17 protein-coding genes are annotated in these 18345 nt (G+C 67.3%); all 17 read left to right on the top strand.

The annotated features are described in order from the left end of the window. The first annotated feature begins 197 nt into the window (after positions 1-197). The 17 genes from rpoB (at position 198) to rpsQ (ending at position 18233) form a co-directional block, all read left to right on the top strand. Positions 198-3698, top strand: coding sequence for a DNA-directed RNA polymerase subunit beta (rpoB, locus tag SJY07_RS08745; protein ID WP_328294639.1), 3501 nt, complete (start codon positions 198-200; stop codon positions 3696-3698). A 114-nt stretch (positions 3699-3812) separates the two neighbouring features. Continuing rightward, on the top strand, positions 3813-7694 hold the full coding sequence (locus tag SJY07_RS08740; protein ID WP_328294640.1) for a DNA-directed RNA polymerase subunit beta': 3882 nt from the start codon (positions 3813-3815) through the stop codon (positions 7692-7694). A 296-nt stretch (positions 7695-7990) separates the two neighbouring features. Beyond that, positions 7991-8365: a 30S ribosomal protein S12 gene (gene rpsL / locus SJY07_RS08735; protein WP_012084987.1), complete on the top strand. Its 375-nt coding sequence runs from the start codon at positions 7991-7993 to the stop codon at positions 8363-8365. A gap of 1 nt (position 8366) precedes the next feature. Next, entirely contained in the window at positions 8367-8837 is a 471-nt protein-coding gene (rpsG, locus tag SJY07_RS08730; RefSeq protein ID WP_328294641.1) for a 30S ribosomal protein S7, read from the top strand. Between the two features lie 80 nt (positions 8838-8917). After that, on the top strand, positions 8918-11020 hold the full coding sequence (gene fusA, locus SJY07_RS08725; protein ID WP_328294642.1) for an elongation factor G: 2103 nt from the start codon (positions 8918-8920) through the stop codon (positions 11018-11020). Between the two features lie 157 nt (positions 11021-11177). Then, on the top strand, positions 11178-12371 hold the full coding sequence (gene tuf / locus SJY07_RS08720) for an elongation factor Tu (RefSeq protein ID WP_328294643.1): 1194 nt from the start codon (positions 11178-11180) through the stop codon (positions 12369-12371). A 476-nt stretch (positions 12372-12847) separates the two neighbouring features. After that, entirely contained in the window at positions 12848-13156 is a 309-nt protein-coding gene (gene rpsJ / locus SJY07_RS08715) for a 30S ribosomal protein S10 (RefSeq protein WP_012084982.1), read from the top strand. 14 nt (positions 13157-13170) lie between these two features. Next, positions 13171-13830, top strand: coding sequence for a 50S ribosomal protein L3 (rplC, locus tag SJY07_RS08710; protein ID WP_328294644.1), 660 nt, complete (start codon positions 13171-13173; stop codon positions 13828-13830). Between the two features lie 5 nt (positions 13831-13835). Next, on the top strand, positions 13836-14540 hold the full coding sequence (gene rplD, locus SJY07_RS08705; protein WP_328294645.1) for a 50S ribosomal protein L4: 705 nt from the start codon (positions 13836-13838) through the stop codon (positions 14538-14540). 5 nt (positions 14541-14545) lie between these two features. Beyond that, positions 14546-14848, top strand: coding sequence for a 50S ribosomal protein L23 (gene rplW, locus SJY07_RS08700; RefSeq protein WP_328296261.1), 303 nt, complete (start codon positions 14546-14548; stop codon positions 14846-14848). Between the two features lie 56 nt (positions 14849-14904). After that, positions 14905-15741, top strand: a complete 837-nt coding sequence (rplB, locus tag SJY07_RS08695; protein ID WP_328294646.1) for a 50S ribosomal protein L2 — start codon at positions 14905-14907, stop codon at positions 15739-15741. A gap of 15 nt (positions 15742-15756) precedes the next feature. After that, complete coding sequence (gene rpsS, locus SJY07_RS08690; protein ID WP_012084977.1) at positions 15757-16038, top strand: 30S ribosomal protein S19; 282 nt, start codon at positions 15757-15759, stop codon at positions 16036-16038. A gap of 56 nt (positions 16039-16094) precedes the next feature. Beyond that, positions 16095-16475 (top strand): 50S ribosomal protein L22, encoded by a 381-nt coding sequence (rplV, locus tag SJY07_RS08685; protein ID WP_012084976.1) that lies wholly within the window; start codon positions 16095-16097, stop codon positions 16473-16475. Beyond that, positions 16475-17284 carry a 30S ribosomal protein S3 gene (gene rpsC / locus SJY07_RS08680; RefSeq protein ID WP_328294647.1) on the top strand — a complete coding sequence of 270 codons (810 nt, stop codon included), beginning with the start codon at positions 16475-16477 and terminating at the stop codon, positions 17282-17284. The genes rplV and rpsC overlap by 1 nt, the downstream gene beginning before the upstream one ends. Before the next feature lie 3 nt (positions 17285-17287). Beyond that, complete coding sequence (gene rplP / locus SJY07_RS08675) at positions 17288-17704, top strand: 50S ribosomal protein L16 (protein WP_328294648.1); 417 nt, start codon at positions 17288-17290, stop codon at positions 17702-17704. Further along, on the top strand, positions 17704-17952 hold the full coding sequence (rpmC, locus tag SJY07_RS08670; RefSeq protein WP_328294649.1) for a 50S ribosomal protein L29: 249 nt from the start codon (positions 17704-17706) through the stop codon (positions 17950-17952). Before rplP ends, rpmC begins: the two co-directional genes overlap by 1 nt. Further along, positions 17949-18233 (top strand): 30S ribosomal protein S17, encoded by a 285-nt coding sequence (gene rpsQ / locus SJY07_RS08665; protein ID WP_328294650.1) that lies wholly within the window; start codon positions 17949-17951, stop codon positions 18231-18233. Before rpmC ends, rpsQ begins: the two co-directional genes overlap by 4 nt. Positions 18234-18345: the final 112 nt, after the last annotated feature.

The following is an 18345-nucleotide window of genomic DNA, read 5'->3' as shown; positions in this document are numbered from 1 at the left end:
CGACGTCGCTGTCGGGGGGCTCGCGGTCACCGGCGCGCGGCGCCCGGATCGCCAGATCCGGGGGTTGGACAGTCGTGCCCATCGGGGGTACTCTGCTGTTTTGCGCTGCCCAGAGTCATATAGCCGGTCGTCGCCGTGGGAACGACCGAGCGGGGCGGGTAGTGCACAGAGTTCGCAGGCCCGTGGAAGGACCACTCTTGGCTGCCTCGCTTCCAGCGTCCGCACCGAACCGCACGTACATCGGCAACAAGGCACCGCGCACGATCTCCGGTCGATACTCCTTCGGCAAGATCCACGAACCACTGGAGGTCCCCGACCTCCTCGCGCTCCAGACGGACAGCTTCGACTGGCTGCTCGGCAACAAGCGTTGGCAGGACCGGGTCGAGGCCTCCACCAACGGTGGGCTCGCCGTCCCGACGACCTCCGGTCTGGAGGAGATCTTCGAAGAGATCTCCCCGATCGAGGACTTCTCGGGCTCCATGTCGCTGTCGTTCCGCGACCACCGCTTCGAGCCGCCGAAGTACTCCCTCGACGACTGCAAGGAGCGCGACCTCACCTACTCCGCGCCCCTGTTCGTCACGGCGGAGTTCATCAACGGCAACACCGGTGAGATCAAGTCGCAGACCGTCTTCATGGGCGACTTCCCGCTCATGACCGAGCGCGGCACCTTCGTCATCAACGGCACCGAGCGCGTCGTCGTGTCGCAGCTGGTCCGCTCGCCGGGCATCTACTTCGAGCGCGTGCCGGACAAGACGTCCGACCGCGACACCTGGACCGCGAAGATCATCCCTTCGCGCGGTGCCTGGCTCGAGTTCGAGATCGACAAGCGCGACACCGTCGGCGTCCGCGTCGACCGCAAGCGCAAGCAGTCGGTCACGGTCCTGATGAAGGCCCTGGGCTGGAGCGAGTCCCAGATCCGCGAGGAGTTCGCCGACTACGAGTCGATGATCTCCACGCTGGAGAAGGACCACACCTCGGGCGTCGAGGACGCGCTGCTGGACATCTACCGCAAGCTGCGTCCGGGTGAACCGCCGACGCAGGAGGCCGCGCGCAACCTGCTCGACAACCTGTACTTCAACCCCAAGCGCTACGACCTGGCCAAGGTCGGCCGCTACAAGGTCAACAAGAAGCTGGGCACCGAAGAGCCGCTGTCCGACAGCGTCCTCTCCGTCGACGACATCGTGCGCACCATCAAGTACCTGGTGAAGCTGCACGCCGGCGAGGTCACCATGCCGGGCGTCAAGAACGGGCAGCCCATCGAGGCGCGCGTCGAGGTCGACGACATCGACCACTTCGGCAACCGCCGTCTGCGCAGCGTCGGCGAGCTCATCCAGAACCAGGTCCGCACCGGCCTGTCCCGGATGGAGCGCGTCGTGCGCGAGCGGATGACGACCCAGGACGTCGAGGCGATCACGCCGCAGACGCTGATCAACATCCGTCCCGTCGTGGCCTCCATCAAGGAGTTCTTCGGGACGTCGCAGCTGTCGCAGTTCATGGACCAGACCAACCCGCTCGCGGGCCTGACCCACAAGCGCCGTCTCTCGGCGCTGGGCCCGGGTGGTCTCTCCCGTGAGCGCGCCGGCATGGAGGTCCGCGACGTCCACCCGTCGCACTACGGCCGCATGTGCCCGATCGAGACCCCGGAAGGCCCGAACATCGGCCTGATCGGTTCGCTCTCGTCCTACGGGCGCATCAACCCGTTCGGCTTCATCGAGACCCCGTACCGCAAGATCAAGGACGGGATCGTCTCCGACGAGGTCGAGTACCTCACCGCCGACGAGGAGGACGCCTTCGTCATCGCGCAGGCCAACGCCCCGCTCGACGAGGACTCCCGCTTCGCCGAGGCCCGCGTCCTGGTGCGCGCCAAGGGTGGTGAGACCGAGTTCGTCCCGCGCGACGAGGTCGACTACATGGACGTCGCCGCCCGGCAGATGGTCTCCGTCGCGACCGCGATGATCCCGTTCCTCGAGCACGACGACGCGAACCGCGCGCTCATGGGCGCGAACATGCAGCGTCAGGCCGTCCCGCTGGTCAAGTCCGAGGCGCCGCTGATCGGTACCGGCATGGAGTTCCGTGCCGCGGTCGACGCCGGTGACGTCGTGGTGGCCTCCAAGGCCGGTGTCGCGACGGACGTGTCCGCCGACATGATCACGACGACGAACGACGACGGCACCTCGACGACCTACAAGGTCGCGAAGTTCCGCCGCTCCAACCACGGCACCGCCTACAACCAGCAGGTCGTCATCAACGAGGGCGACCGCGTCGAGGTCGGGACGGTCCTCGCGGACGGTCCCTCGACCGAGGGCGGCGAGATGGCGCTCGGACGCAACCTGATGGTCGCGTTCATGCCGTGGGAGGGCCACAACTACGAGGACGCGATCATCCTGTCGCAGCGCCTCGTGCAGGACGACGTCCTCTCCTCGATCCACATCGAGGAGCACGAGGTCGACGCCCGCGACACCAAGCTCGGGCCCGAGGAGATCACGCGGGACATCCCGAACGTGGCCGAGGAGGTGCTGGCCGACCTCGACGAGCGCGGGATCATCCGCATCGGCGCCGAGGTCCGTGACGGCGACCTGCTCGTCGGCAAGGTCACGCCCAAGGGCGAGACCGAGCTCACCCCGGAGGAGCGCCTGCTGCGCGCCATCTTCGGCGAGAAGGCCCGTGAGGTCCGCGACACCTCGCTGAAGGTGCCCCACGGCGAGACCGGCACCGTCATCGGCGTCAAGGTCTTCGACCGCGACGAGGGCGACGAACTGCCCCCGGGCGTGAACCAGCTGGTCCGCGTCTACGTGGCGAACAAGCGCAAGATCACCGACGGTGACAAGCTCGCCGGTCGTCACGGCAACAAGGGCGTCATCTCGAAGATCCTCCCCGTCGAGGACATGCCCTTCCTCGAGGACGGCACGCCCGTCGACGTCATCCTCAACCCGCTCGGTGTCCCGTCCCGCATGAACGTGGGTCAGGTCCTCGAGCTCCACCTCGGCTGGATCGCCAGCCGCGGCTGGAAGATCGAGGGCGAACCGGACTGGGCGAAGCTCATCCCCGAGGAGATCCGCTCGGCCCCGGCCGGCTCCCGCATCGCGACCCCCGTCTTCGACGGTGCGCGCGAGGAGGAGATCACCGGTCTGCTCAGCTCGACCATCCCGACCCGGGACGGGGACCGTCTGGTCCAGGGCGACGGCAAGGCGCAGCTGTTCGACGGTCGCTCCGGGGAGCCCTTCCCGGAGCCGGTCGCGGTCGGCTACATGTACATCCTGAAGCTCCACCACCTGGTCGACGACAAGATCCACGCCCGTTCGACCGGTCCGTACTCGATGATCACCCAGCAGCCGCTGGGTGGTAAGGCGCAGTTCGGTGGACAGCGCTTCGGCGAGATGGAGGTCTGGGCCCTCGAGGCCTACGGCGCCGCCTACGCCCTGCAGGAGCTGCTGACGATCAAGTCCGACGACGTGCTCGGCCGCGTGAAGGTCTACGAGGCCATCGTCAAGGGCGAGAACATCCCCGAACCGGGCATCCCCGAGTCCTTCAAGGTGCTCATCAAGGAGATGCAGTCGCTCTGCCTGAACGTGGAGGTCCTCTCCTCCGACGGCATGGCCATCGAGATGCGCGACAGCGACGAGGACGTCTTCCGGGCGGCCGAGGAACTGGGCATCGACCTGGCCCGGCGCGAGCCCAGCAGCGTCGAAGAGGTCTGACGGGGTGCGGGCCGGGGGAGTACCCCCGGCCCGCCACCGCCGGACGAACGGAGCCCCTGAGGGGTTCCACGGACAGAGTCAGACCTCGGAACACACGACAGAAAGAAGATTCCGTTGCTCGACGTCAACTTCTTCGACGAGCTGCGCATCGGGCTTGCCACCGCGGACGACATCCGCACGTGGTCGCACGGTGAGGTCAAGAAGCCCGAAACCATCAACTACCGCACCCTGAAGCCCGAGAAGGACGGACTCTTCTGCGAGAAGATCTTCGGCCCCACCCGGGACTGGGAGTGCTACTGCGGCAAGTACAAGCGCGTCCGCTTCAAGGGCATCATCTGCGAACGCTGTGGTGTCGAGGTCACGCGCGCCAAGGTGCGTCGTGAGCGCATGGGCCACATCGAGCTCGCCGCTCCCGTCACCCACATCTGGTACTTCAAGGGTGTCCCGAGCCGTCTGGGCTACCTGCTCGACCTCGCGCCGAAGGACCTCGAGAAGGTCATCTACTTCGCCGCGTACATGATCACGTCGGTCGACGACGAGGGACGTCAGCGCGACTTCTCCTCGCTCGAGGCCCAGATCGAGGTCGAGAAGCGTGAGGTCGAGAACCGTCGCGACTCCGACGTCGAGACCCGCGCCAAGACGCTCGAGACCGACCTGGCCGAGCTCGAGGCCGAGGGCGCGAAGTCGGACGTGCGCCGCAAGGTGCGCGAGTCCGCCGAACGCGAGATGGCGCAGATCCGCCGTCGCGCCGACGCCGAGATCGACCGTCTGACCACGATCTGGGACCGCTTCCGCACCCTCAAGGTCCAGGACCTTGAGGGTGACGAGGTGCTCTACCGCGCCATGCGCGAGCGCTTCGGCCTGTACTTCGAGGGCGGCATGGGTGCGGCGGCGCTGCAGAAGCGTCTGCAGGACTTCGACCTCGAGGCCGAAGCCGAGTCCCTGCGAGAGACCATCGCCACCGGCAAGGGTCAGCGCAAGACGCGTGCGCTCAAGCGCCTCAAGGTCGTCTCGGCGTTCCTCACCACCCGGAACTCGCCCGAGGGCATGGTCCTCGACTGCGTCCCGGTCATCCCGCCGGACCTGCGCCCGATGGTGCAGCTCGACGGTGGCCGCTTCGCGACGTCGGACCTGAACGACCTCTACCGCCGCGTCATCAACCGCAACAACCGGTTGAAGCGCCTGCTCGACCTCGGGGCTCCCGAGATCATCGTGAACAACGAGAAGCGCATGCTGCAGGAGGCCGTCGACGCGCTGTTCGACAACGGCCGCCGCGGCCGGCCGGTGACCGGGCCGGGCAACCGCCCGTTGAAGTCGCTGTCCGACATGCTCAAGGGCAAGCAGGGCCGGTTCCGCCAGAACCTGCTCGGCAAGCGCGTCGACTACTCGGGCCGTTCGGTCATCGTCGTCGGCCCGCAGCTGAAGCTGCACCAGTGCGGTCTGCCCAAGCAGATGGCCCTGGAGCTCTTCAAGCCCTTCGTCATGAAGCGGCTCGTCGACCTCAGCCACGCGCAGAACATCAAGTCGGCCAAGCGCATGGTCGAGCGCGCCCGCCCGGTGGTCTGGGACGTCCTGTCCGAGGTCATCACCGAGCACCCCGTGCTGCTCAACCGCGCGCCCACGCTGCACCGCCTCGGCATCCAGGCCTTCGAGCCCCAGCTGGTCGAGGGCAAGGCCATCCAGATCCACCCGCTCGTCTGCACCGCGTTCAACGCGGACTTCGACGGTGACCAGATGGCCGTGCACGTGCCGCTGAGCGCGGAGGCGCAGGCCGAGGCCCGCATCCTCATGCTGTCGTCGAACAACATCCTCAAGCCGGCGGACGGTCGCCCGGTGACCATGCCCACCCAGGACATGATCATCGGTCTGTACCACCTGACCGCCGACCGGGACGACGTCGCCGGTGAAGGCCGTCAGTTCTCCTCGCTGGCCGAGGCGATCATGGCCTTCGACGGCAAGCAGATGAACCTCAACGCCAAGGTGCGCATCCGCCTCTCGGGTGTCGTCCCGACGGCGAACATGGCGCTGCCCGAGGGCTGGGAGCAGGGCCAGGACCTCGACGTGGAGACCACGCTGGGTCGGGCGCTGTTCAACGAGACGCTGCCCGTCGACTACGAGTACGTGAACGTCGTCGTGGACAAGAAGCAGCTCTCGACGATCGTCAACGACCTCGCCGAGCGCTACCCGAAGGTTCAGGTGGCGGCGACGCTGGACGCCCTCAAGGAGGCCGGTTTCCACTGGGCCACCCGGTCGGGCACCACCGTCTCCATCGCCGACGTCGTGACCCCGCCCAACAAGCAGGCGATCCTCGAGCGCTACGAGGCCAAGGCCGAGAAGGTCCAGCAGCAGTACGAGCGCGGTCTGATCACCGACGACGAGCGTCGCCAGGAGCTCATCGAGATCTGGACCCAGGCCACCAACGAGGTCGCGAAGGACCTCGAGGCGGCGATGCCGACGCACAACACGATCCACCGCATGGTGAGCTCGGGTGCGCGAGGCAACTGGATGCAGATGCGTCAGCTCGCCGGCATGCGTGGCCTGATGGCGAACCCGAAGGGCGAGATCATCCCCCGCCCGGTCAAGGCCTCGTTCCGCGAGGGCCTGACCGTGGGTGAGTTCTTCATCACCACGCACGGCGCCCGCAAGGGGCTGGCGGACACCGCGCTGCGGACCGCCGACTCCGGGTACCTGACCCGTCGTCTCGTCGACGTCTCCCAGGACGTCATCGTCCGTGAGGACGACTGCGGCACCTTCCGCGGTCTGGCCATGCCCATCGCGGAGAAGAACTCCGACGGCACCCTGCGTCGCCACGACGACGTCGAGACCAGCGTCTACGCACGCACGCTGGCCACCGACGTCACCGTCGACGGCGAGGTCGTGCTGCCGGCCGGTTCCGACCTCGGTGACGTGGTCATCGACGCCCTGGTCGCCCAGGGTGTCGAGAGCCTCAAGGTCCGCTCGGTGCTCACGTGCGAGTCGCGCGTCGGGACCTGCGCCCGTTGCTACGGCCGTTCGCTGGCCAGCGGCAAGCTCGTCGACATCGGCGAGGCCGTCGGCATCGTCGCGGCCCAGTCGATCGGCGAGCCCGGCACCCAGCTGACGATGCGTACCTTCCACACCGGTGGTGCCGCGTCCGAGGCCGGTGACATCACGCACGGTCTGCCGCGCGTGGTCGAACTCTTCGAGGCCCGTACCCCCAAGGGGAACGCGCCGATCTCCGAGGTGTCGGGACGCACCCGCATCGAGGACACCGACAAGGGTCGCAAGATCGTCGTGACCCCCGACGACGGTGCCGAAGAGGTCGAGTACCCCGTGACGCGTCGTCAGCGGCTCCTGGTCGAGGACGGCACGCACGTCGAGGTCGGGCAGAAGCTCGTCCAGGGTGCGGTCGACCCCAAGCAGGTGCTGCGCATCCTCGGCCCGCGCCGGGTGCAGATGCACCTGGTCGACGAGGTGCAGGAGGTCTACCGCTCCCAGGGCGTGTCGATCCACGACAAGCACATCGAGGTCATCGTCCGCCAGATGCTCAAGCGGGTGACGATCATCGAGCAGAACGGCTCCGAGCTGCTGCCCGGTGAGCTCGTCGAACGTGCGCGCTTCGAGGAGGAGAACCGTCGGGTCATGGCCGAGGGCGGTCAGCCGTCCTCCGGTCGTCCGGAGCTGATGGGGATCACGAAGGCGTCGCTCGCGACGGACTCGTGGCTCTCCGCCGCCTCCTTCCAGGAGACGACGCGCGTCCTCACCAACGCCGCCATGGAGGGCAAGAGCGACCCGCTCCTGGGCCTCAAGGAGAACGTCATCATCGGCAAGCTCATCCCGGCCGGCACGGGGCTTCCCCGCTACCGCAACGTCCGGGTCGAACCCACCGAGGAGGCCAAGGCGCAGATGTACTCGGTGCCCGGCTACGACGACGTGGACTACGCGCAGTTCGGTGTGGGCTCCGGCCAGGCCGTCCCGCTCGAGGAGTTCGACTACGGCTCCAGCGACTACCGCTGAGCAGTCCCACCGGGCCGTTCCCCTCCCCCCGCAGCGGGGGAGGGGAACGGCCCCTCGGTGGGGGCTGCCCGAGCGTCCCCCACCTCGTTTTGACCATCGCCAGACGCGGCGGGTAGTCTCGTGTCCGCTTGACACGAGCGCGCCCGCAGCCCGGTGACAGGACGTCACCACCGCGGGACCTCGACCGAACGACACGCCCGACCTCGTGGGTCGGCGGGGGTCGAGCGCCGCCCACGACGGGTAGCGCGTCCCGATGACATCAGCCGACACACAAGATCGAAAAAGACGGAGACAGGGTGCCCACCATCCAGCAGCTGGTCCGCAAGGGCCGGGAGGACAAGGTCGTCAAGACCAAGACGCCCGCCCTGAAGGGCAGCCCGCAGCGACGCGGCGTGTGCACGCGCGTGTACACAACGACCCCGAAGAAGCCGAACTCGGCTCTGCGCAAGGTCGCCCGCGTCAAGCTGACGAGCGGCATCGAGGTCACCGCCTACATCCCGGGCGTCGGCCACAACCTCCAGGAGCACTCGATGGTCCTGGTGCGTGGCGGTCGAGTGAAGGACCTCCCCGGTGTCCGCTACAAGATCGTCCGCGGGTCGCTCGACACGCAGGGCGTGAAGAACCGCAAGCAGGCCCGCAGCCGCTACGGCGCGAAGAAGGAGAAGAGCTGACATGCCGCGCAAGGGCCCCGCACCCAAGCGTCCCCTCGTGGTGGACCCCGTCTACCAGTCTCCCCTGGTGACGCAGCTCGTGAACAAGATCCTCCTCGACGGGAAGAAGTCCGTCGCCGAGTCCATCGTCTACGGCGCGCTCGAGGGCGCCCGTGAGAAGACCGGTGGCGACCCCGTCGTCGTGCTGAAGCGAGCGCTGGACAACGTCAAGCCTGCGATCGAGGTCAAGTCCCGCCGCGTCGGTGGTTCGACCTACCAGGTGCCCATCGAGGTGCGCCCCACGCGTTCCACGACGCTGGCGCTGCGCTGGCTCGTGGGCTACTCGCGTCAGCGTCGCGAGAAGACGATGACCGAGCGTCTGCTCAACGAGATCCTGGACGCCTCGAACGGCCTCGGTGCCGCGGTGAAGCGTCGCGAGGACACCCACAAGATGGCCGAGTCGAACCGGGCCTTCGCGCACTACCGCTGGTGACCCCAGCGCCTGGCACGGTCGGTTCGTCCGACCGTGCCGGCCGACTCACCCCCTCGATCCCAGGGAAGAGGCAGTAAACCGTGGCACAGGACGTGCTGACGGACCTGACCAAGGTCCGCAACATCGGCATCATGGCTCACATCGACGCCGGCAAGACCACGACGACGGAGCGGATCCTCTTCTACACGGGGATCAACTACAAGATCGGCGAAGTGCACGACGGCGCGGCCACGATGGACTGGATGGCGCAGGAGCAGGAGCGGGGCATCACCATCACCTCCGCAGCCACCACCTGCTTCTGGGAGGGCACCCAGATCAACATCATCGACACCCCGGGCCACGTGGACTTCACGGTCGAGGTCGAGCGCTCGCTGCGCGTCCTCGACGGCGCGGTCGCCGTCTTCGACGGCAAGGAAGGTGTCGAACCGCAGTCCGAGACGGTGTGGCGGCAGGCGGACAAGTACGACGTCCCCCGCATCTGCTTCGTCAACAAGATGGACAAGCTGGGCGCCGACTTCTTCTTCACCGTCGACACCATCAAGGACCGCCTCGGTGCGGAACCCCTCGTGATGCAGCTCCCGATCGGTGCCGAGAACACGTTCTCCGGCATGATCGACCTCGTCTACATGCGTGCCCTCACGTGGCACGGTGAGGTCCAGATCGGTGCGGACTACACCGTCGAGGAGATCCCGGCCGACCTGCAGGAGCAGGCCGAGGAGTACCACGCGAAGCTCGTCGAGCGCGTCGCGGAGACCGACGAGGCCCTCCTGGAGAAGTACCTCGGCGGCGAGGAGATCACGCCCGAGGAGATCAAGGCTGCGGTTCGCAAGCTGACGATCAACTCCGAGCTGTACCCGATCTTCTGCGGCTCCGCGTTCAAGAACAAGGGCGTGCAGCCCATGCTCGACGCGGTCATCGACTACCTGCCCTCGCCGCTCGACGTGAAGCCGATGGTGGGTCACAAGGTCGGCGACGAGTCCGTCGAGATCATCCGCAAGCCCGACGCGACGGAGCCGTTCTCGGCTCTGGCGTTCAAGGTCGCGGCACACCCCTTCTTCGGCAAGCTGACCTACGTCCGGGTGTACTCCGGCGTGGTCGCGGCCGGCTCCGCGGTCGTGAACTCGACCAAGGGGAAGAAGGAGCGCATCGGGAAGCTCTTCCAGATGCACTCCAACAAGGAGAACCCCGTGGACGAGGCCCGTGCGGGTCACATCTACGCGATGATCGGCCTGAAGGAGACGACGACCGGGGACACCCTCTCCGACGCCGCCCAGCAGGTCGTCCTCGAGTCGATGACCTTCCCGGAGCCCGTGATCTCGGTCGCCATCGAGCCGAAGACCAAGGGCGACCAGGAGAAGCTCGGTACCGCGATCCAGCGCCTGGCCGAAGAGGACCCGACCTTCCAGGTCGAGCTCGACCAGGAGACCGGTCAGACGATCATCAAGGGGATGGGCGAGCTCCACCTCGACATCCTCGTCGACCGGATGAAGCGCGAGTACAAGGTCGAGGCCAACGTCGGCAAGCCCCAGGTGGCTTACCGCGAGACCATCCGTCGGGCGGTCCTCAAGGAGGACTACGTCCACAAGAAGCAGACGGGTGGTTCGGGCCAGTACGCGAAGGTCCAGGTCTCGATCGAGCCGATGGACACCGCTGACGGCACGTTCTACGAGTTCGTGAACGCCGTCACCGGTGGCCGTGTCCCGCGTGAGTACATCCCCTCCGTGGACCAGGGCATCCAGGAAGCCATGCAGGAGGGTGTCGTCGCGGGTTACCCGCTCGTCGGCATCAAGGCCTCCCTCAACGACGGTGCGGCGCACGACGTCGACTCGTCGGAGATGGCCTTCAAGATCGCCGGCAAGATGGTTCTGCGCGAAGCTGTCCGCAAGGCGCAGCCCGTGCTCCTCGAGCCGGTCATGGCCGTCGAGGTGCGCACGCCCGCCGACTACATGGGCGAAGTCATCGGCGACCTGAACTCCCGCCGTGGGCAGATCGAGTCCATGGACGACGTCAGCGGGGCCAAGCTCGTCAAGGCCACCGTCCCGTTGTCGGAGATGTTCGGCTACGTCGGCGACCTCCGGTCCAAGACCCAGGGCCGCGCGGTCTACTCGATGCAGTTCTCCAACTACGCTGAAGTTCCGCGGAACGTGGCGGAAGAGATCGTCAAGAAGGTCCGCGGGGAATGACCCGCTCCTGACAGACCCGGGGGAGCGGTCCACCAGGACCGCTTCCCCACCCTGCACGACCCCTGGACCACCACCGCGTGGGCCAGTGACCAGCCAGGTCACCCACCCACCCGTTGACCGGGTCGGGAAGAAAACGATAGTCCGAGGAGGACCCCCAGTGGCGAAGGCGAAGTTCGAGCGGACCAAGCCGCACGTCAACATCGGCACGATTGGTCACATCGACCACGGGAAGACGACGTTGACCGCGGCGATCACCCGCGTGCTGCACGACAAGTTCCCGGAGCTGAACAAGGCCTCGGCGTTCGACCAGATCGACAAGGCCCCTGAGGAACGTCAGCGCGGCATCACGATCTCGATCGCACACGTCGAGTACCAGACCGAGGCGCGTCACTACGCCCACGTCGACTGCCCGGGTCACGCGGACTACATCAAGAACATGATCACGGGTGCGGCCCAGATGGACGGTGCGATCCTCGTGGTCGCGGCGACCGACGGCCCGATGCCGCAGACCAAGGAGCACGTCATCCTGGCCCGCCAGGTCGGCGTTCCCTACATCGTGGTCGCGCTGAACAAGGCCGACATGGTCGAGGACGAGGAACTCCTCGAGCTCGTCGAGATGGAGGTGCGTGAGCTCCTCACGTCCTACGAGTTCCCCGGTGACGACCTCCCCGTCGTCCGCGTCTCGGCGCTGAAGGCGCTCGAGGGCGACGCCGAGTGGGGCGAGAAGCTCATGGAGCTCATGGACGCGGTCGACACTGCGATCCCCGAGCCCGAGCGCGCCATCGACCAGCCGTTCCTGATGCCGATCGAAGACGTCTTCACGATCACCGGCCGCGGCACCGTCGTGACCGGGCGCATCGAGCGTGGCGTCCTGAACGTCAACCAGGAGGTCGAGGTCGTCGGCATCCGTCCGACGTCCGCCAAGACCACCGTGACCAGCATCGAGATGTTCAACAAGATGCTGGACAGCGGCCAGGCCGGCGACAACGCCGCCCTGCTCCTGCGTGGCCTCAAGCGTGACGACGTCGAGCGCGGCCAGGTCGTGGTCAAGCCCGGCAGCATCACGCCGCACACCGAGTTCGAGGGCCAGGCGTACATCCTGTCCAAGGACGAGGGTGGCCGTCACACGCCGTTCTACAACAACTACCGTCCGCAGTTCTACTTCCGGACGACCGACGTCACCGGCGTCGTCTCGCTGCCCGAGGGCACCGAGATGGTCATGCCCGGCGACAACACTGAGATGAAGGTCGACCTCATCCAGCCGATCGCCATGGAAGAGGGCCTGAAGTTCGCCATCCGTGAAGGTGGCCGCACCGTCGGCGCCGGCCGGGTCGTGAAGATCCTCAAGTGAGTTGATCCGTCGGGGGAGGTCCACCCTCTCCCGACGGGACGCTCCGCCAGACGGAGGGGCGGGTCCACTCGGACCCGCCCCTTCGTCGTGCAGCGCAACGCGTTGCAGACCACGCAGTAGCCACCACCGTTGCTGCCGCTGACTCGATTCGCCAACGGCCCCCTCCGTCTGGCAAACTGTCGGAGTTGCCGCGCCGCTGGTCCGCGCCTGGATCACGATTCCACCCGATCCGGGGACCGGACCAGGACCACGGAGCGTCAACCGCGAACGTCGAACGTCTCGTACGGGCGGCGGACGGTTCACCTGGACCTCCAGGGCAACCTGAACAGGACGACAGGACCAATCCGGGCAACCGGGAGACGGTGAAGATCGTGCGAAAGCGCGACACGCCCGACCTCGGGGGTCGGAGCACCAGCAGGTGCACCGCGCCGTGCGCGAGTCAGTAGCGGTACGAAGAGAGAGAGTCAGACGACGCCATGGCGGGACAGAAGATCCGCATCAGGCTCAAGGCCTACGACCACGAGGTCATCGACAGTTCGGCGCGCAAGATCGTCGACACGGTGACCCGGACGGGCGCATCGGTCGCTGGGCCCGTGCCGCTGCCGACCGAGAAGAACGTCTACTGCGTCATCCGCTCGCCGCACAAGTACAAGGACAGCCGCGAGCACTTCGAGATGCGCACACACAAGCGCCTCATCGACATCATCGACCCCACGCCGAAGACCGTCGACTCGCTCATGCGACTCGACCTCCCGGCCGGTGTCGACATCGAGATCAAGCTCTGAGGGATTCCAACACCATGAGCGACAGGCAAGTGCGAGGGGTGCTCGGCACCAAGCTCGGCATGACGCAGCTGTGGGACGCGGACAACCGCATCGTCCCCGTGACCGTCGTCAAGGTCGAGCCCAACGTCGTCACCCAGATCCGCACCACTACCGACGACGGCTACGAAGCCGTCCAGCTGGCCACCACGGCCATCGCGCAGCGCAAGGCGAACAAGCCTGCTGCCGGCCACTTCGAGAAGGCCGGCGTCGCGCCGCGCCGTCACCTGGTGGAACTGCGCACGACGGACGCCGCGGAGTACTCCCTGGGACAGGAAGTCACCGCTGAGGCCTTCGCGGCCGGCGCCACCGTCGACGTGGTGGGCACCACCAAGGGCAAGGGCTTCGCCGGTGTCATGAAGCGTCACGGCTTCCACGGCGTCGGCGCCTCCCACGGTGCGCACCGCAACCACCGCAAGCCCGGGTCGATCGGCGGCTGCGCCACCCCGGGTCGCGTATTCAAGGGCATGCGCATGGCCGGCCGCATGGGTGCGGCTCGCCAGACCACCCAGAACCTGACCGTGCAGGCCATCGACGTGGAGAAGGGTCTGCTGCTCATCACGGGCGCGATCCCCGGTCCCCGCGGCGGCCTCGTGCTCGTCAAGAGCGCGTCCAAGGCGCGCGTGAAGGAGGCCTGAGCCTGATGACAACCGAAACCGCTCAGACCGAGGCCATCACCGTCCCGCTGCGGACCGTCGACGGCGGCAGCAACGGCACCGTCGAACTCCCCGCGAAGGACTTCGGCCGCCAGGCGAACATCTCGCTGATCCACCAGGTCGTGACCGCGCAGCTCGCGGCGGCACGTCAGGGCACGCACTCGACCAAGCGTCGTGGCGAGGTCCGTGGTGGCGGCAAGAAGCCGTACAAGCAGAAGGGCACCGGCCGCGCCCGTCAGGGTTCGCTGCGCGCCCCCCAGTTCACCGGCGGCGGGATCGTCCACGGGCCCAAGCCCCGTGACTACTCCCAGCGCACCCCCAAGAAGATGAAGGCGGCCGCTCTGCGCGGTGCCCTCTCCGACCGGGTGCGTCACGACCGTCTGCACGTCGTCGAAGGCCTCGCCTCGGGTGACGCCCCCTCGACGAAGACCGCGCGGACGCTCATCGCCACGCTGTCGGGTCGCAAGAACGTGCTCGTCGTGCTCACCCGCGACGACGAGGTGGCGGTCAAGAGCCTCCGCAACCTCGACAACGTGCACGTCCTGCCCCAGGACCAGCTGAACACCTACGACGTCATGAAGAGCGACGACGTCGTCTTCACCCGCGCGGCGCTCGACGCCTTCGTCGCGGGGCCGCCGACGGGTCGCAGCGCGACCGCGGTGGCAGCGGAGTCGGAAGGGAGCACCCTGTGAGTGCCATCGGTGGAACCCAGAAGGACCCGCGCGACATCCTGCTCGCGCCGGTCGTCTCGGAGAAGAGCTACGCGCTCATCGACGAGGGGAAGTACACGTTCCTGGTCGACCCGGGCGCGAACAAGACCGAGATCAAGGTCGCGGTCGAACGCGTCTTCGGCGTCAAGGTCTCGTCGGTGAACACCGCGAACCGGCAGGGCAAGAGCCGGCGCACCCGGTACGGCACGGGTAAGCGCAAGGACACCAAGCGGGCCATCGTGACGTTGCGCGAGGGCACGATCGACATCTTCGGCGGCTCGGTCGCCTGAGCCTGCGGGCTCGCACGACTGCCGTAGACAACCTTCGAACCCGAGGAAACGCTGCAATGGGAATCCGCAAGTACAAGCCGACGACACCGGGCCGCCGCGGCTCGTCCGTCGCCGACTTCGTCGAGATCACGCGGAGCGAGCCTGAGAAGTCGCTCGTTCGCCCGCTGTCCAAGACCGGTGGTCGCAACTCGTCCGGCCGCATCACCACCCGCCACATCGGTGGTGGCCACAAGCGCGCCTACCGCGTGATCGACTTCCGTCGTCACGACAAGGACGGCGTGCCGGCCAAGGTCGCGCACATCGAGTACGACCCGAACCGCACCGCGCGCATCGCGCTGCTCCACTACGTGGACGGTGAGAAGCGCTACATCATCGCGCCGGCCAAGCTCAAGCAGGGCGACCGGATCGAGAACGGCCCCGAGGCCGACATCAAGCCCGGCAACAACCTGCCGCTGCGCAACATCCCCGTCGGTACGGTGATCCACGCGATCGAGATCCGTCCCGGTGGGGGAGCGAAGATCGCCCGTTCCGCAGGCGCCAGCGTTCAGCTGGTCGCCCGCGAGGGCCGCTTCGCCCAGCTGCGCATGCCGTCCGGTGAGATCCGGAACGTCGACGTCCGCTGCCGCGCCACCATCGGCGAGGTCGGCAACGCCGAGCAGTCCAACATCAACTGGGGCAAGGCCGGCCGCATGCGCTGGAAGGGCAAGCGCCCGACCGTCCGTGGTGTCGCCATGAACCCGATCGACCACCCCCACGGTGGTGGTGAGGGGAAGACGTCCGGTGGTCGTCACCCCGTCAGCCCGTGGGGTCAGCCTGAGGGCCGTACGCGGCGTCCGGGCAAGGAGAGCGACAAGCTCATCGTTCGTCGCCGCCGCACCGGCAAGAAGCGCTGATAGGGAGTTCAGGCCATGCCTCGCAGCTTGAAGAAGGGCCCGTTCGTCGACGACCACCTTCAGAAGAAGGTGGACGCTCAGAACGAGGCCGGTACGCACAACGTCATCCGGACCTGGTCCCGCCGTTCGGTCGTCACGCCGGACTTCCTGGGCCACACGTTCGCGGTGCACGACGGCCGCAAGCACACCCCCGTCTTCGTCACTGAGTCGATGGTGGGGCACAAGCTCGGCGAGTTCGCGCCCACGCGCACGTTCAAGGGCCACGAGAAGGACGACCGCAAGGGTCGTCGCCGCTGAGCCTCCCGGCTCCGCGAGACAACCTTTCGAGACCGAAACCAGGAAGCAGGACAAGGATGGAAGCCAAGGCGCAGACGCGGTACCTCCGCGTCACGCCCCAGAAGGCGCGCCGAGTCGTCGACCTCGTCCGGGGCAAGCAGGCCACTGAGGCCGTCGCTGTGCTCTCGTTCGCCCCGCAGTCCGCGGCGGAACCCGTTCGCAAGCTCGTCGAGAGCGCAATGGCGAACGCGAAGTTCCACGCTGACAAGCACTCTGAGGCGTTCGACCCGGCCGAGTACGTCGTCAAGGCGATCCACGTCGACGAGGGCCCGACGATGAAGCGCTTCCGTCCCCGTGCCCAAGGGCGCGCGGGGCGCATCTTGAAGCGCACCAGCCACATCACCGTGGTCGTCGCACCCGCCGTCAAGGGCGCCAAGAAGACGAGGAGGACCCGCTGATGGGACAGAAGGTCAACCCGTTCGGGTTCCGACTGGGCATCACCACCGATCACCGCAGCCGGTGGTTCGCCGACTCCACCAAGACTGGTCAGCGTTACGCCGACTACGTCAAGGAAGACGTCGCGATCCGCAAGCTCATGGCCAAGGGCATGGAGCGGGCCGGCATCTCCAAGGTGGAGATCGAGCGCACCCGTGACCGGGTCCGCGTCGACATCCACACCGCACGACCGGGCATCGTCATCGGTCGTCGTGGGGCGGAAGCCGACCGCATCCGGACCGAGCTGGAGAAGCTCACCGGCAAGCAGGTGCAGCTGAACATCCTCGAGGTGAAGAACCCCGAGACCGATGCTCAGCTCGTCGCCCAGGGTGTCGCCGAGCAGCTCGCCAGCCGCGTCTCGTTCCGTCGCGCCATGCGCAAGGGGATGCAGACCACGATGCGTTCCGGGGCCAAGGGCATCCGTGTCCAGTGCGCCGGTCGTCTCGGCGGCGCCGAGATGAGCCGTTCCGAGTTCTACCGCGAAGGCCGTGTGCCGCTGCACACCCTCCGCGCGAACATCGACTACGGCTTCTACGAGGCCCGCACCACCTTCGGCCGCATCGGCGTGAAGGTCTGGATCTACCACGGCGACATCACCAGCCGTGAGCTCGCCCAGTCGCAGGCCGCCAACCCGCGCGCCCCGCGTCGTGGCGAGCGCAGCGACCGCCCCGACCGTGGTGCGCGTCGTCCTCGTCCCACCAGCGACGCCCCCGCGGCGGAGGCGGCCCCGGCCGCTGCCGCAGCGCCGGCGACCACCGGATCGGAGGCCTGAGTCGTGCTCATTCCGCGCCGAGTCAAGCACCGCAAGCAGCACCACCCCACGCGGCGTGGTGCGGCCTCCGGCGGCACCCGGGTCACCTTCGGTGAGTACGGGATCATGGCCGTCGAGGGCGGTTACGTCACCAACCGGCAGATCGAGTCCGCTCGTATCGCCATCACCCGCCACATCCGTCGTGGCGGCAAGGTCTGGATCAACATCTACCCGGACCGGCCGCTGACGAAGAAGCCCGCCGAGACCCGCATGGGTTCCGGCAAGGGCTCGCCGGAGTGGTGGATCGCGAACATCAAGCCCGGACGGGTGATGTTCGAACTGTCCTTCCCGACCGAGAAGATCGCTACGGAGGCGCTGACGCGCGCCATCCACAAGCTCCCGGTCAAGTGCAAGATCGTGCGTCGCGAGGGTGGTGAATGATGGCCGTCGGGACGAAGGGCCTGGGCGCCGACGAGCTGCGTGAGTTCGAGGACGCGAAGCTGGTCGACGAGCTCAAGAAGGCCAAGGAAGAGCTGTTCAACCTGCGCTTCCAGTCGGCGACCGGTCAGCTGGAGAACAACTCCCGGCTGAAGGCCGTCAAGCGGGACATCTCCCGCATCTACACGACGATGCGCGAGCGCGAGCTCGGCATCACCGAGGCGCCGATCACGAAGGAGGCTGCGAAGTGAGCGAGCAGACCAGCGCCGCCAGCACCACCGATCGTGGCGACCGCAAGACGCGCCGCGGTTACGTCGTCAGCGACAAGATGCAGAAGACCGTCGTGGTCGAGGTCGAGGACCGCGTGAAGCACCCGCTCTACGCGAAGGTCATCCGCCGCACCACGAAGGTCAAGGCGCACGACGAGGTCGAGACGGCCGGTGTGGGCGACCTCGTCCTCATCGCCGAGACTCGTCCCACGTCGGCGACCAAGCGCTGGCGCGTCGTCGAGGTCCTCGAACGCGCGAAGTGATTCGCGCGCTCTCGAGCGCAGCGACTGACGTCGGGTGGGCCGCTGTCGCGGCCCACCCCCAGATTCCATGTCCGTTCGGCCAGGCTCGCCCCCTCAGCGGGTGGTCGAGAAC

Source organism: Kineococcus sp. R86509 (assembly GCF_042466365.1).
In the GTDB taxonomy this organism is placed as follows: Bacteria; Actinomycetota; Actinomycetes; order Actinomycetales; family Kineococcaceae; genus Kineococcus.
This window is presented reverse-complemented; position numbering and strand designations above follow the sequence as displayed.

Bases quoted from the DNA above. Each gene is read 5' to 3' on its own strand.
- rpsG (WP_328294641.1), top strand. From the start codon at position 8,367: ATGCCGCGCAAGGGCCCCGCACCCAAGCGTCCCCTCGTGGTGGACCCC.
- rpsJ (WP_012084982.1), top strand. From the start codon at position 12,848: ATGGCGGGACAGAAGATCCGCATCAGGCTCAAGGCCTACGACCACGAG.
- rplC (WP_328294644.1), top strand. From the start codon at position 13,171: ATGAGCGACAGGCAAGTGCGAGGGGTGCTCGGCACCAAGCTCGGCATG.
- rplD (WP_328294645.1), top strand. From the start codon at position 13,836: ATGACAACCGAAACCGCTCAGACCGAGGCCATCACCGTCCCGCTGCGG.
- rplB (WP_328294646.1), top strand. From the start codon at position 14,905: ATGGGAATCCGCAAGTACAAGCCGACGACACCGGGCCGCCGCGGCTCG.
- rpsS (WP_012084977.1), top strand. From the start codon at position 15,757: ATGCCTCGCAGCTTGAAGAAGGGCCCGTTCGTCGACGACCACCTTCAG.
- rplV (WP_012084976.1), top strand. From the start codon at position 16,095: ATGGAAGCCAAGGCGCAGACGCGGTACCTCCGCGTCACGCCCCAGAAG.
- rpsC (WP_328294647.1), top strand. From the start codon at position 16,475: ATGGGACAGAAGGTCAACCCGTTCGGGTTCCGACTGGGCATCACCACC.
- rpmC (WP_328294649.1), top strand. From the start codon at position 17,704: ATGGCCGTCGGGACGAAGGGCCTGGGCGCCGACGAGCTGCGTGAGTTC.